The organism is Arthrobacter sp. UYCu512 (assembly GCF_040547075.1).
Classification (GTDB): domain Bacteria; phylum Actinomycetota; class Actinomycetes; order Actinomycetales; family Micrococcaceae; genus Arthrobacter.
Genome location: NZ_JBEPPA010000006.1, coordinates 42,729 through 56,241, shown reverse-complemented (window position 1 = coordinate 56,241; position 13,513 = coordinate 42,729). Strand labels below are relative to the sequence as shown.

Annotated in this window: 14 protein-coding genes; 10 read left to right on the top strand and 4 right to left on the bottom strand. The window is 64.9% G+C overall.

What is annotated here, in order from left to right; translation table 11 throughout:
- Positions 1-74: 74 nt before the first annotated feature.
- From ABIB49_RS07780 to ABIB49_RS07740, 9 genes are all read left to right on the top strand, one after another.
- Positions 75-1,349, top strand: a complete 1,275-nt coding sequence (locus ABIB49_RS07780) for an alpha-hydroxy acid oxidase (RefSeq protein ID WP_354156893.1) — start codon at positions 75-77, stop codon at positions 1,347-1,349.
- 78 nt (positions 1,350-1,427) lie between these two features.
- Complete coding sequence (locus ABIB49_RS07775) at positions 1,428-2,330, top strand: ABC transporter substrate-binding protein (protein ID WP_226774095.1); 903 nt, start codon at positions 1,428-1,430, stop codon at positions 2,328-2,330.
- A gap of 6 nt (positions 2,331-2,336) precedes the next feature.
- Complete coding sequence (locus ABIB49_RS07770) at positions 2,337-3,377, top strand: amino acid ABC transporter permease (RefSeq protein WP_226774094.1); 1,041 nt, start codon at positions 2,337-2,339, stop codon at positions 3,375-3,377.
- A complete protein-coding gene (locus ABIB49_RS07765) occupies positions 3,374-4,141 on the top strand; it encodes an amino acid ABC transporter ATP-binding protein (protein ID WP_282360136.1) in 768 nt (255 codons plus the stop codon). The genes ABIB49_RS07770 and ABIB49_RS07765 overlap by 4 nt, the downstream gene beginning before the upstream one ends.
- Positions 4,142-4,188: 47 nt before the next feature.
- Positions 4,189-5,556 (top strand): MFS transporter, encoded by a 1,368-nt coding sequence (locus tag ABIB49_RS07760; protein ID WP_354156892.1) that lies wholly within the window; start codon positions 4,189-4,191, stop codon positions 5,554-5,556.
- Positions 5,557-5,786: 230 nt separating this feature from the next.
- The gene (locus tag ABIB49_RS07755; protein ID WP_354156891.1) at positions 5,787-7,313 is read left to right on the top strand and encodes a glycosyltransferase family 2 protein; all 1,527 of its coding nucleotides are present in this window, start codon (positions 5,787-5,789) and stop codon (positions 7,311-7,313) included.
- Complete coding sequence (locus ABIB49_RS07750; RefSeq protein WP_226774091.1) at positions 7,310-7,552, top strand: hypothetical protein; 243 nt, start codon at positions 7,310-7,312, stop codon at positions 7,550-7,552. The genes ABIB49_RS07755 and ABIB49_RS07750 overlap by 4 nt, the downstream gene beginning before the upstream one ends.
- Before the next feature lie 105 nt (positions 7,553-7,657).
- A complete protein-coding gene (locus ABIB49_RS07745) occupies positions 7,658-8,491 on the top strand; it encodes an alpha/beta fold hydrolase (RefSeq protein ID WP_226774090.1) in 834 nt (277 codons plus the stop codon).
- Complete coding sequence (locus tag ABIB49_RS07740) at positions 8,488-9,471, top strand: sensor domain-containing diguanylate cyclase (protein ID WP_226774089.1); 984 nt, start codon at positions 8,488-8,490, stop codon at positions 9,469-9,471. The genes ABIB49_RS07745 and ABIB49_RS07740 overlap by 4 nt, the downstream gene beginning before the upstream one ends.
- A 34-nt stretch (positions 9,472-9,505) precedes the next feature.
- On the opposite strand, the gene ABIB49_RS07735 is transcribed toward ABIB49_RS07740, so the two are convergent.
- From ABIB49_RS07735 to ABIB49_RS07720, 4 genes are read right to left on the bottom strand one after another with little or no spacing between them, the layout of a single operon-like run.
- Positions 9,506-10,702: a TerC family protein gene (locus tag ABIB49_RS07735; protein WP_226774088.1), complete on the bottom strand. Its 1,197-nt coding sequence runs from the start codon at positions 10,700-10,702 to the stop codon at positions 9,506-9,508.
- 48 nt (positions 10,703-10,750) lie between these two features.
- The gene (locus tag ABIB49_RS07730) at positions 10,751-11,305 is read right to left on the bottom strand and encodes a glycerophosphodiester phosphodiesterase family protein (RefSeq protein WP_354156890.1); all 555 of its coding nucleotides are present in this window, start codon (positions 11,303-11,305) and stop codon (positions 10,751-10,753) included.
- Positions 11,263-11,847 carry a histidine phosphatase family protein gene (locus tag ABIB49_RS07725; protein WP_354156889.1) on the bottom strand — a complete coding sequence of 195 codons (585 nt, stop codon included), beginning with the start codon at positions 11,845-11,847 and terminating at the stop codon, positions 11,263-11,265. The genes ABIB49_RS07730 and ABIB49_RS07725 overlap by 43 nt, the downstream gene beginning before the upstream one ends.
- A complete protein-coding gene (locus tag ABIB49_RS07720; protein ID WP_282360149.1) occupies positions 11,844-12,632 on the bottom strand; it encodes a DinB family protein in 789 nt (262 codons plus the stop codon). The genes ABIB49_RS07725 and ABIB49_RS07720 overlap by 4 nt, the downstream gene beginning before the upstream one ends.
- A gap of 441 nt (positions 12,633-13,073) precedes the next feature.
- Here ABIB49_RS07720 and ABIB49_RS07715 point away from each other — a divergent pair, with 441 nt between their 5' ends.
- Positions 13,074-13,454, top strand: coding sequence for a VOC family protein (locus tag ABIB49_RS07715; RefSeq protein ID WP_282360150.1), 381 nt, complete (start codon positions 13,074-13,076; stop codon positions 13,452-13,454).
- Positions 13,455-13,513 lie beyond the last annotated feature (59 nt).

Here is a 13,513-nt window from a genome sequence, read left to right as displayed (position 1 = left end):
AATCTCCATAGTGGCACAGGAATGGGCTTTCTACGCTGAACCATAACGCAGGACAGCGACAGGAAAGGCCCTTCTTGAAGATCAGCGACGCCAGGCAGCTTATCCAGGTGAAGGCCCCCGTCTTCTCACGCCGACGCCGGGTGCTGGCCAACGCCTACAACGTCGAGGAATACCGGAAGGCCGCACGGAAAGTTTTGCCTGCCGGGATCTTCGACTACCTCGACGGCGGCTCTGAGGACGAGGTGACGCTGCGGCGCAACCGCGCCGTCTTCGATTCCTGGGCACTGATGCCAAGCTGGGGCCCGGTCTCCGGGCCCGATACCAGCACGAACCTGCTCGGGAAAGCCAGCACGCTGCCCCTGACGCTGACTCCCACCGGCGCAACCCGGCTGTTCCATCCCGAAGGCGAACTCGCCGTCGCCGCGGCCGCGGAACGGGCACAGATCCCCTATGGGCTGGCCGGACTCAGCACCGTGCCGATGGAATCGATCGCGGAACGCCACCCGGACCTTGACCGCTGGTTCAACTTCGGGCTGACCTCCGACGCCCAGGCCTTAAAGAACAAACTCGCGCGCTGCGAGGCCGCGGGATTCACCACACTGATTGTCGGCGTCGACACACGGGCGCTGGGATCCCGCGAACGGGACCTGCACAACGGCTTCACCGCCCCGCCCGCACTGACCCTTTCCGCCATCGCTGACATCGCCCGGCGGCCGTCCTGGTGGATCAACTTCCTGAAGTCGGACGGCATCAGTTTCCCCAACCTGGATCCGCGCAGTCCTGCGGCCACGTCCGTCGTCACCCCGTCCATGTGGCAACACATTTTGGGCCACTCGGACGCCACCAGCGGGTGGAAGGAACTGGTGGCCCTGCGCCAGGGATGGCACGGCAAAATCGTGCTGAAGGGGTGCGTCAACCCGGCCGACGTGGACAAGGCTGCCCGGATTGGCCTGGACGCCGTCCAGTTAAGCAACCACGGCGGCCGCCAGTTGGACCACATGCTGAGTCCCATGGATGTGCTGCAGGAATCCCGGCAACGGGTGGGCGACTCGATCGAAATCTACGTGGACTCCGGTGTCCGGCGCGGCAGCGATGTCCTCAAGGCGCTGGCCCTCGGCGCCGATGCCTGTTCGATCGGCAGGGCATACCTGTATGGCCTGGTCGCGGCGGGCTCGCCGGGTGTTGGGCGCATTATCGAGATCTTCGGTGACGAACTGCGGCGTACGATGACGTTAGTAGGCGTTTCCAGTATTCCCGAGTTGAAGGCTCGGGGCGGGGAAATTCTTCGGGATATCCGTCAGTCCGGAGGAATCCTGGAAACCACGGCGTCAACCACCTCGCAGATATGAATTCTGAATAAGCAGGCAGACAGCACGCTCCCGCAGGATTGCGGGAGTTTAGAGAATCTCTGAACAGCTAAGGAAACCATGCGCACCCGTTACCTACTCCCCGTCCTCACCGTAGCCACGGCGCTCTCGCTTTCCGGCTGCGTTAACAACAGTGAACCCGCCGCCACCGGCGGGGCCTCCGGAACCGCGGACGCAATCGACGTGAAAAAGAGTGACACGATTGCAGCGATGCTCCCGGAGAAAATCAAGAGCGCAGGCGTGCTTAATGTCGGCATGGCAAACAATTACCCGCCCAACGAATTCAAGGACGACAACGGGGCGCCGGCCGGCTGGTCAGTGGACCTCACCAACGCCCTGGGGAAGGTGATGGGCTTAAAGGTCAACTTTGATATCGGCACCTTCGACAACATCCTTCCCGCCGTCCGCGCGGGAAAAGATGACATGGGCATGTCCTCCTTTACTGACACGCTGGAACGCGAAAAGCAGGTGGATTTTGTGAACTACTACTCCGCCGGAATCCAGTGGGCGGCCCCGAAGGGCAAAACGGTCGACCCTAACGACGCCTGCGGGCTCAAGGTTGCTGTCCAGGCCACCACCTACGAGGACACCCACGAAGTGCCCGCCAAGTCCAAGGCCTGCACCGACGCCGGAAAGCCGGCCATCACCATCTTCAAATACGACGCGCAGGACCAGGCGACCAACGCCCTGGTGGTCGGTCAGGTCGACGCCATGAGCGCCGATTCACCAGTGACTCTCTACGCGATCTCCAAGACCAAGGACAAGCTGCAGACCGCGGGCACCGCCTTCGAGGTGGCACCCTACGGCATACCCGTGGCGCAGGGCAGCGAATTTACGCCGGTCCTGCAAAAGGCCCTCCAGTCGTTGATCGATGACGGCTCGTACAACAAGATCCTGTCCAAGTGGGGAGTGGAAGCCGGCGGAATCAAGACGGCGGCACTCAACGTGGCAGCCAAAGGGTGATAGCACATGAGCGAACCGGAACCCGGCCGGATGGTTGAGGCGGAGCCCGGCGGGCAAACGGAACCGGGCAGGACGCCGCGGGCCGGCAGAACCCGAACCGACGACGGCGGAGCGCCGCCGGAGGAGATCGTCGCAATCCCGCTGCGCCATCCCTGGCGGATCCTGGTGGCGGTGCTCCTGGTCCTGGGCCTGGCGGTCTTTGTCCTGGACGCCGCCCAACGCTCGGACTATGGCTGGCCCGACGTCGGCAAATTCATCTTTGACCGCCGGATCAGCCAGGCCGCCTGGGTGACCTTGTGGCTGACCGTTTATGCCATGATCGGCGCGATCGTCATCGGCTTGTTGCTGGCCATCATGCGGCTCTCACCAAACCCCGTGCTGAAGAGTATTGCCTGGCTGTACATCTGGATTTTCCGGGGGACCCCGGTATACGTGCAGCTGGTCTTCTGGGGCATCGTGTCCTTGATCTATCCGGTGTTTACACTGGGTATTCCGTTTACGGAACCGTGGGTCACCATCCCCAACGAGATCTTCACCAACCTCTTTATCACCGCCGTGATCGGACTGGCACTCAACGAAGCCGCCTACATGTCCGAGATCGTGCGCGCCGGGCTGCTCTCAGTGGACGAGGGGCAGGCGGAAGCCTCGACGGCGCTGGCGATGTCCTGGGGGCAGACGATGCGGTTTGTGGTGGTTCCGCAGGCGATGAAGATCATCATTCCGCCCACCGGCAACGAGGTGATTTCGATGCTCAAAACCACTTCACTGGTGGCGGCGATCCCGTTGAGCATTGACCTCTACGGGGTGTCGCGCGGTATTTCCGCGGTGACCTTCACACCAGTGCCGCTGCTGATTGTGGCCTCCCTCTGGTACTTGCTCTTCACTTCCGTTTTGATGGTGGGCCAGCACTTCATTGAAAAGCGGTTCTCCCGCGGCACCGGTCGGCTGAAAACGGGCAAGGGACCGTCGACGCCGGAACCGGCACCGACGGCGGTCCCCGGTATACCGGGCGCACCGCTCGGCACGGACTTTGGCGGAAAAGGATGACGGACATGCCCATGGTCCTGGCGGAGCGGGTCTCCAAGAATTTCGGCACCAACAAGGTGCTGCGCGGGATCAGCCTGGCGGTCGATCCCGGCGAGGTGCTGTGCATTGTGGGCCCCAGCGGGTCCGGCAAGTCGACGTTCCTGCGCTGCATCAACCACCTGGAGCGGGTGGACGGCGGCCGGCTGTCAGTGGACGGACAACTGGTTGGCTACCGGCAAAAGGGGGACAAGCTCTACGAACTCAAGCTCAAGGAGGCAGCCTTCCAACGCCAGGAAATCGGGATGGTGTTCCAGCGCTTTAACCTTTTCCCCCACCTGACCGCCGTGGAGAACATCACCCTGGCCCCCATTCGGGTGAAGGGCTTGTCCAAGTCCAAGGCCACCGAGCGGGCCAGGGAGCTGCTGGACCGGGTGGGGCTTGGCGACAGGGCGGACGCCTATCCGGCGCACCTGTCCGGTGGCCAACAGCAGCGTGTGGCCATCGCCCGTGCGCTGGCCATGGACCCGAAGCTGATGCTCTTCGACGAACCGACAAGTGCCCTGGATCCGGAACTGGTGGGCGAGGTGCTCGACGTGATGAAGGAACTGGCCAGGACCGGCATGACCATGATCGTGGTGACCCATGAGATGGGGTTCGCCCGCGAGGTGGCAGACACGCTGGTCTTTATGGACGAAGGTGTGGTGGTCGAAGCCGGGCCACCGCGTCAGATCCTAAGCGATCCGCAGCATGACCGGACCAAGGCGTTCCTGTCCAAGGTCCTCTGACGCGTCACGGAGTTCCGGCACCGCACGCGGTAGGAGAGACTGTTGCCGTGAGCAACTCTCCCCGGACCGGCCTGGCCGTCGCAGGCTTGAGCCTGGGTACTGCACTGAACCCGCTGAACTCCTCGATGATCGCCGTCGCCCTGGTGGTGCTGCGTGCGGATTTCGCGCTCGACGTCGCCACCGTCACCTGGGTGATTACCGCGTTCTACCTCACCTCCGCGGCCGGCCAGCCGCTGATGGGCCGTCTTGCCGACCGTTTCGGTCCGCGCCGGCTTTTCCTGCTGGGCATGGCGCTGGTGGCGGTGACCTGCGCACTGGCTCCCTTTGCCCCGAATTTCGCCCTGCTTTGTGTTGCCAGGGCCGTTATGGCCCTTGGCACGGCGACGGCCTACCCGAGCGCCGTGGTGATGGTGGGGGCATTGGCCCGTCAGGCGCACGTGAAGTCGACCCGGCCGCTGGGCCGCATCCAGATGGCGAATACCTCGGCGGCTGCTGTCGGACCGGTGGTGGGCGGTCTTTTGGTGGGTTTTGTGGGCTGGCAGGCACTTTTCCTGATCAACGTTCCGTTGGCCGTCGCGGCGATCCTCCTGGTCCGGCGGTTTGCTCCGCCGGACGGGGAACGCGAGAGCGGCCGGGCCGTCGAGCTGCTGCGGGACTCGGACGTCCCCGGCGTCCTGGCCTTCGTCGGCTCCATGGTCCTGGCGATGATGGCGCTGCTGAACGTGCTGCCGGACTACCGCTGGTGGCTGCTTGCCGCCGGCACCGGCCTAGCAGCGCTGTTCGTCTGGCGGGAGCTGCGCTTTGCCACCCCGTTCCTGGATTTGCGCTTGTTGGGACGCAACCGCCCGCTGCTGCTCGTTTACCTGGGGTTTGCCCTGTTCAGCGGCGTCTACTACTTTGCCTTCTTTGGCTTGCCGCAGCTGTTGCAGGAAGCCGGGGGGTACAGCCCCGGAATGGTAGGCCTGCTGATGCTGCCGCTGGCGGCGATGTCGGTGGTGGTCACACCCGTCGCCGTCCGCGCGATTGACCGCTTTGGGGTCAAGCGTGTGCTGATTGCCGGCGTTGTGCTCCTGGTGACAGCGTCGGGGATGATGTGGCTGCTGACCGGCTCGTTCGCCATCCCGCTGGTCCTGGCCCTGACAGCACTGCTGGGTGTGCCCTACGGGGTGGTCGGCATCGCTTCGAGTCAGGGCATGTATGTGTCAACCCGGGCAGAGGAGCGCGGGGTGGCTGCGGGGATATTCCAGACCTGCCGGTACCTCGGGGCGATCATGGCTACCGTGCTGATCGGCGTCTTTTACGGCACCGGGGTGAACCAGGCCAACTGGGGACTGATGGTCTTTGTGATGCTGGGCCTGGGTGCGGTGGTGTTTGCCGTCTCGCTGTTGTGGCGGGAACGAACCTTACCGGGGTGAACGTGACGGAAATACGCGGAAATACTGCGGCAGATGACAACCTTCGCCGGTAGGATGACAACAATCGACAAGCTGACCGGCGGTGGTGGTTGGATGTCACGGTGGCGTAACAACACGGCGTACGGACCATCCGCCGGAGCCGATGGCACCGAATGGTTCGAGGCAGCAGCTAGGTCTGCCGGGAGGCTGATCCTGTTGGAGATTGACTGTTTAGGTGGCTGGAGCCAAACATGACAAAAAACCGTGAACCCCGTGACCGCGACCGGAGGCCCCGCAAGCGCCGGTCCCCGGAAGCCGGCGGGAGCAGTTCCCGCTCCGCCGGCCTGCTGATCGCGGGGTCCGTTGTTGCGGCGGCTGCCGCGCTCCTGACGTTGGTGTCAGCGGGCGGCGCCATGTCCTCCGAGGCGCCGGTTGAAGGGCTCGTCTTCGGGCTCTGGAAAGTGCTCTACGCCACCGAAGCCCCGGCGCCGCGGGTGATTACCGCCGCGATCGCCGTCGCCCTGGCCCTCGCGGCCGGGGTGGCACTGCTGGAGCAACGGATCGGTAACCGCAGCCGCCGCTCGCTGAACATCAACACCAAACCCTTGGCGCCCAAAGTCATTATGGCGGCGACGCGCGGAGTCTACGCCGGACCGGTCACGGTCACCGTACTTATCCCCGCCCACAACGAGGAAGCCTCGCTGCCGCTGACCCTGGCGTCACTGATGGACCAGTCGCACCCGCCCGAAAAGATCATCGTTGTTGCGGACAACTGCACCGACGGATCCGTGGCTGCCTGCCGGGCTGCCGGCGTCGAAGTCTTCGAAACAGTGGGGAACACCCACAAAAAGGGCGGCGCGCTGAACCAGGTGCTGAGCCAGGTCCTGCCCGGGCTGGGGGACAACGACGTTGTGATGATTATGGACGCCGACACCCAGCTCGACGACGGATTCCTGGAATCCGCGGTCCGCCGGCTCAGCCAGGACCGGGCCCTGATGGCCGTGGGCGGCCTCTTCTACGGTGAGGAAGGCCACGGCATGCTGGGCCAGTTCCAGCGCAACGAATACGTCCGTTACGCCCGGGACATGCGACGGCGGCGGGGCCGGGTTTTTGTTTTGACCGGCACCGCCTCGGTATTCCGCCCGGCGGCGCTGCGGGCGGTGGCGCAAGGCCGCGGGTTGTCCCTGCCCGGTAAGCACGGGGACGTCTATGACACGGCGGCACTGACCGAGGACAACGAGCTGACGATTGCGCTGAAGTCGCTCGGCGGACTGATGATTTCGCCGCAGGAATGCACTGTGGTCACCGAGCTGATGCCCACGTGGCGCACCCTCTGGGCGCAGCGGCTGCGCTGGCAGCGCGGCGCCTTGGAGAACCTCGGGGCCTACGGGATCACGCCGCAGACCATGCGGTATTGGGCGCAGCAGCTCGGTATTGGCTATGGTGTGATCGCCCTGGGGTCCTACCTGCTGTTGATAATGCTGATGCTGCTTGCCCTGGACGAGTGGGTCTGGTTTCCCTTCTGGCTGGGCCTGGGGGCGATTTTCACCGTAGAACGTGTGGTGACGGTGTGGCGGGCCGGCTGGCGCGGAAGGCTGCTGGCGGTGCTGATCTTCCCGGAACTGATCTTTGATATGTACCTGAACTTCGTCTACGTCAAGGGTGTTATCGATCTGTCCGTGGGGCGGCAGGCTGCGTGGAAGCACGTGCAGCACCCGGCGTCGTCCGCCGCAGCAAAAACCGCAGCCATGACCACCACCCCGGGGAGCCACCCATGATCACGAACCACCTGACGGTCCCGGCGGGCCTCCTGCTGCCGCACGCACTGCTTGAAAGCGATGCCTTCGCGGCCTTGGCGGCGTTTGTGGCCATCAACACCGTGATGTACGTGGCCTTGGCGGTGGCTAAGATCCTGCCGAAGGTCTACGTTTCGGACTGGATCCGGCGCAGCAATGAGCGCTCCGAACCGCGGGGCATCATTCCGGAGAATGCAACGAACGCTCCTTCCGAGGGCTAGCATTTTCGAGGGCCGTACTTCGCATCGAAGCATCCGGCTAACGTGGTCCGGCGACTGGGGTGATCCGGACCTCCCTTTCCATCAGACAGGCGGCATCACCGGGCCATGACGGTTTCAGCACGCAGCAACGTCCAGATCACCGGACCCGAGCAGGGTCCGGTACTGATGTTCGCCCACGGATTTGGCACCGATCAAAAGATGTGGGGAAAGGTCCTGCCCTATTTCACGGACACCTACCGGGTGGTGCTTTTTGACCACGTGGGGTCCGGCGGGTCTGACAAAGGCGCCTATGATGCCGGGAAGTACTCCAGCATCGGCCCCTACGTGACGGACCTGCTGAACATCTGCACGGAACTGGATCTTCGCGAGGTGACCCTGGTGGGCCACAGCGTGGGCTCCATGATGGCCATCGAGGCCGCCGCCCGCGAGGCCACCGCCACGAACGAGAACGGGGGCCCGCGGCTGAGCAGGCTGGTGCTGTTGACGGCGTCGCCGAGCTACCTGGATCACCCCGACGACGGGTACACCGGCGGCTTCACCAGCGACGAGCTCGATGAACTGTTTGAATCCCTCGACGCCAATTACCTGGTCTGGGCCAACTCGATGGCTCCGGTGTTTTTGAACAATCCGGAAGCCGCCGAACTCGGTGCCGAAATCCGGGGCAGCTTCGGCCGGATCACCCCCGCGGTGGGCCGTGACTTCGCCCGGGTGGCGTTCCTGTCCGATGTCCGGCACCGGCTGGCCGACGTCGGGATTCCGGTCCTGATCCTGCAGACCACCGATGACGTGGTGACCCCGGCGCACATCGGCGACTACCTGCTCGAACGGCTGCCGCAAGGCACACTCAAAACCCTGGCCGCCAAGGGCCACTTCCCGCAGGCCAGTGCGCCCGAGGAGACAGCGGCCGCCATCCTCGGCTACCTGCAGAGCGGCACGTGAACGCCGCGCCGGAGCCCCAGCCGGCAGGCCGCACGGATTTCGCGGCGCTGTTCCATGCCGCGCCGGCCGGGTATCTGCTGACCCTGTCGGACGGGACCATCGTGGAGGCGAACCGGACGCTCTGCGACTGGACCGGCAAATCCCGCGCCGAGCTGGTGGGTTCAAGCCTGCTGCGGCTGATGCCGGCCGGTGACCGGATTATGTACCTGACCCACGCGATGCCGGAGCTGGACGCCACCGGGGTGCTGACCGAACTCTCCGTCCAGATCATTGGCGCCAACGGGACCCGGCTGCCGGTACTTCTCGCTGCTGCGCGGTCCCGCACCGCGGCGAATGCGCCCGAGCTGGACCGCATCGTCCTCTTCAGCGCCCCGGAACGCCGGCTCTACGAGCGTGAACTCGCGGCCGCGATGCGTAAGCTCGAGGCCGCCGAGGCGGACCGGGCACGGCTGCTGGCGGAAGCACGGTACGCGGCGATGCATGATTCGCTGACCGGGCTGCCGAACCGGGCGTTGTTCGATGACCGGCTGGGGATGGCCCTGGCGGCCGCAGTGCACGACGGCGGGGAGGTAGGCCTGCTGTTCTGCGACGTCAACGGCTTCAAGACAGTCAATGACTCAATGGGCCACGCCGCCGGCGACCAGGTACTCTGCCAGGTTGCCGCGCGGCTGGCCGGAGCGATCCGCGGCGTCGACACGGCCGCGCGCTACAGCGGCGACGAATTCGTGGTGTTGGTCGCCGGTCCGGCCACCGTCGACGATGTGGAACGAGTGGCGTTGCGGGTACTGGATTCGCTGGCACCACCCGTTATGGTCGACGGGGCCGAACTGCAGGTGGGACTTGCCATCGGCGTGGCGATCAGCAACGGAGACACCGAAACGGCCGAGGAGTTGCTGCGCCGGGCCGATGCCGATATGTACGCCTCAAAGACCCGCAGCAGGCACGGACAGCCGACGCTATTGTCCCGCCGGGTGTCCTAGCGGCCTTTTGCCCGCACCGCGCCGGCTGCCGGGTTTAGCCGCGGGTGTTCCGCTCCAGGGCCTTGTCGTGCTCGGCATGGGCGCGGTGGAGGAGATCCAGGAACTCGGTTTCATGGTGGATGAGCCGCTTGTACTTCTCCGGCAGCGTCCGCAGCTGCTCTTCTTCGCTGACCATCTTGGTGAAGATCGCGTCCCGTTCCGCGATGTCGGTTTCGTAGCTGAGGTCCAGGTAGTCAGTGGCGTGCCTCTTGGCGCCGGAGACCGCGTTCTTGGCCTTGCCCTTGGGGCTGAAGACGGAGGCCAGGATGGTGACGGTGAGGACTCCGAGGATGACCAGCAGCGAGGCGCCGGTGCTGACCTCGAGGACGCTGACGTGTTCGCCGTCGTTGATAAACGGCAGGTTGTTCTCGTGGAGGGCGTGCAGGACGAGTTTGACGCCGATGAAGCCCAGGACGGCGGCGAGGCCGTAGGAGAGGTAGATCAGCCGGTCCAGCAGCCCGTCGATCAGGAAGAACAGCTGGCGCAGCCCCATCAGCGAGAAGGCGGTGGCGGTAAAGACAATATAGACGTTCTGGGTCAGGCCAAAGATGGCCGGGATCGAGTCAAGCGCAAACAGGATATCCGTCCCGCCGATGGCCACCATCACCAGGAGCATCGGGGTGAGGACGCGTTTGCCGTTTACGAGGGTGAACATTTTGTCGCCGTCGTAGTGCGAGGACGCGGGCAGGAACTTCTTGGCCAGACGGACGATCAGCCCGTCGGAGTCGTCATCGTGCGAATCCGGCCGCAGCAGGTTGCCGGCCGTGAGCAGCAGAATTAGGCCGAAGATGTAGAACACCCAGGAGAAGCTGTTGATCAGGGCGGCGCCGAGCAAGATGAACGCGGTGCGCGCAATCAGCGAGAAGACGATCCCGAACAGCAGCACCTTCTGCTGATCGGCGCGGGGCACCCGGAAACTGGCCATAATGATGAGGAAGACGAAGAGATTATCGACCGAGAGGGCCTTCTCCGTGACGTAACCGGCGAAGTACTCCGTGCCCATGGTGGCACCGCCGAAAACCAGAACACCAACGCCGAACAGCAGGGCGATGCTGACGTAGATCGATGACCAGATGGCCGACTCCCTGAGGGTGGGGGTGTGGGCCTTGCGTACGTGGAAGAAGAAGTCGAAGGCCAGCAGGCCCACTATTCCGATGATCGTGAATATCCAAACAATGGCGGGGACTTGCATGGTGCCTCATTTTTGTGTCGGCCGGTGTGGTCGGCGGGGGCTGGTCACCTAACGAACGAACGTCACGCTCGCGAAGTGCCGGGATCCCTCAAACTTAGCGCCAATGACGCTTAGACGCCCGCGTTGCTGACGCGGGCGGCCCCGGGACGCGACCAGCGGGTAGGCCTTCGGGAGCTTCATTCCGCGCTCTTCCATCACGGTGCGCAGCCGGGTGGGGTAGTCACTGATGATGCCGTCCACGCCGAGGTCCATCAGCCGGTTGATATCAGCCGTGGTGTTGACCGTCCAGGGGATGACCGGCAGTCCGAGACCGTGGGCCTCCGTGATCATTCCGGGCGTGACGGAACGGAACGCGGGGGAGATGGCGTTGTAGCCCTGGGCCGCGGCCGCTTGGGCGAGGGATCCGCCGTAGGTGTCGATGTCGATGCCGCCGAGATTGGGGCTGGCGCCGGGCCGGCCGACCTCAAGCCAGGCGTCGCCGCTGGAAAGGGCAACCAGCGGCAGCTCCGGGGCGATCTTCTTGGTCAGGTTCAGCGAGGACCAGTCGAACGGGGCGGCGCTCAGCTCAGCGCCGCGGCCGTCACCGGTGCGCCGTTGAGGCATTCGAGCTGCCAGCCGTCGGCCGGGTGGTGGTGGGCGAGGTTCAGCGCGGCGTTGTTGATGCGCTCCAGCTGGCGTCCGACCGCACGGTTCAGGCTCAGCCGGATCAGCGTGCCGTGGGCCACTACCAGGATGCGGCCGCCGCGGAATTCCTCGGCCAGGGTTTCCAGCGCCAGGAGTCCGCGCCTTGCCGCCTGGTCCTCAGTCTCGGCGCCACGGAATCCGCCGGGGATGCGCAGGGTCTCCAGCTCGGGCCCGTCCTGCAGGCCCTCGGCGTCGCCGAAGCTGCGCTCGGCGAGTTCGGGAACATGGCGGTCGACGGCGAGCCCCAGCCCGCCGGCGATCAGCTCCGCGGTTTCCGCGGCCCGGCTCAGCGGCGAGGACACCACCGCATCCCACTTATAGCCGGACACCACGGCGACGGCGTCCCGGGCCTGGCCGCGGCCGACGTCGTTGAGCGGAATGTCGGTGGCTCCCTGCAGCCGGCGCTGCGCATTCCAGTCGGTCTGGCCATGACGGATGAGCGCGAACGTTGTGAGGGTCATGGTTCCATTCTGCCGTTCGCGGGGGCTGGGGTGGGAATCGCCGCCTCGATCACGTCCAGGTCACGGACGGCGTAGCGGAGGTGCTCCCATTCCTCGGCGAAGATCGTATGCAGGCAGGCGAGTACCGTCTCGGCTTGCCCGGGGGCCCAGGGGTTCGTGCGGGCCCCGGACAGCTGCTCCTGGGTGAGCGCGGCGAGGTAGTTGCGCACCATGGCCTGCCGGCCGGCGCGCACCTCCAGCACCTGCTGGTAGGAGGGTGCGTCCGGGGTGAAGACCGAGGTGTCGTAGCCGTCGGATGCGTATTCCACGTTCGGCTGACCGAGCCGGTGATAGGGCTGATCGATTTCCAGGATTGCCTTGCGAAGCCACGTGTCGGTGGCCATCACCAGATGCCGGAGTGTCTGGGCGAAGGACCACTCACCATCCACCGAGATATCCACCGTGCCCGTCGGCATGGCCGCGGCCCGCTCCAGCGTGGCCGCCCAGGTTCGCTCCAGCACCGTCCACGACGCACGAAGACCGTCGGGGTCAGCTGCGCGTCTTTCGGCGCGGCCGGGAAAGCGGCGGTTCAGTTCGGCCTCGACAAGCGGGACGACGTCGACGCCGTTGACCAGCAGGGCGTCTACGCCATCGAAGAGCCACGGCGCATCGATCTCCGCCCCGGCCACGTCCACCCCGCGCAGCACGGCGCCGGACAGGTCGGAGCGGACGAACCGGGCTCCGCGCAGGTTCACGTCGGTGAATTCTGCGCCGCGGAGGTCATCGGACTGACTGAAAGCTGCCATGGCAGCACTCTGCCACGCTTGGCCCAGCAGCGCAGCAGCAGACGGCGTTGTCAGGTGCGACTACCTAATACCGCCTGCAAGTTATCGAACGACTCGGTCCATCCGTTGCGGTGCAAGGTCGACGACGGTTTCCCGGTCGCCTGGGGGAGCATCGGGCGTGCTGACGGAAGCGGCGCGGCCGGCACGGCGGCCCTGCGCTCAGGACGTTGGCCGGGTGCCAGCCACCCATTTTCCGAAGGACCAAAGCGGTCCATAATGGCCACATAAACTTCGGGGACTCCTCGCGCTGGTGGACGGGGTGGCGCGGCGTTCAAGGGTCCCAGGTGGCCGCCCCGGCTGGGCGCAAGGGGCAGTCACGGTCTCCGGACAAGGATTCCGGAGACCGAAACCGGGGTGGGCAACGCCATCCCTGCGCTCATCAACGCACTGAAGGGAATCATCATGCTCAAGGATTCAAACATCGTTGCTGTCCTCCCCGCGAAGGACATCAACAGGGCGAAGGCGTTCTACCGGGACAAGCTGGGAATCGAACCCGACGAATCCATGGAGGACGGCAGCATTAGGTACAGCTGCGGTCAAGGAACCCGCTTCCTCGTTTACCCGACGGATAATGCCGGGTCGGCCAAGAACACCCAGATGGGCTGGGAAACGGACAATCTCGAAGGCGAGATGGAGGAACTGCGAGGCCGCGGTGTCGTCTTCGAAGACTACGATTTTCCCGGGCTGAAGACGGAGAACGGCATCGCGACGGGATCCTGGGGGAAGGCAGCCTGGTTCCTGGATAGCGAGGGCAACATCATCAACATCGCCCAGCGCGCGTAGGCCGGAGTCTGGCTCCGATCAACGACGCAGGGCAACGCTGCTGCCCGAAGCAAAGGCGA